The sequence below is a fragment of the Mammaliicoccus sp. Q-M61 genome, assembly GCF_022386055.1.
GTDB classification, from domain to species: Bacteria; Bacillota; Bacilli; order Staphylococcales; family Staphylococcaceae; genus Mammaliicoccus; species Mammaliicoccus sciuri_A.
Window position 1 is genome coordinate 1 of the sequence record NZ_JAJNJL010000039.1, and the last position, 285, is coordinate 285.

The 285-nt window shown below is 52.3% G+C and carries 2 tRNA genes and 1 rRNA gene; all 3 read right to left on the bottom strand.

What is annotated here, in order from left to right:
- Positions 1-15: 15 nt before the first annotated feature.
- Positions 16-91: transfer RNA gene (locus tag LQ677_RS14595), tRNA-Thr, on the bottom strand.
- A gap of 5 nt (positions 92-96) precedes the next feature.
- Positions 97-172 (bottom strand) — tRNA-Val (locus tag LQ677_RS14600).
- 13 nt (positions 173-185) lie between these two features.
- Positions 186-285, bottom strand: a 5S ribosomal RNA gene (gene rrf / locus LQ677_RS14605); the annotation flags it as partial.

The window sequence follows — 285 nt, forward strand, 5'->3', positions numbered from 1 at the left end:
AATGGCTCTAAAACATGGTGCCGGCCAGAGGACTTGAACCCCCAACCTACTGATTACAAGTCAGTTGCTCTACCAGTTGAGCTAGGCCGGCAAAAATGGTGGAGAATGACGGGTTCGAACCGCCGACCCTCTGCTTGTAAGGCAGATGCTCTCCCAGCTGAGCTAATTCTCCAATTAACAATATCGCCCGGCAGCGTCCTACTCTCGCGGAACGTAAGCCCAACTACCATCGGCGCTAAAGAGCTTAACTTCTGTGTTCGGCATGGGAACAGGTGTGACCTCTTT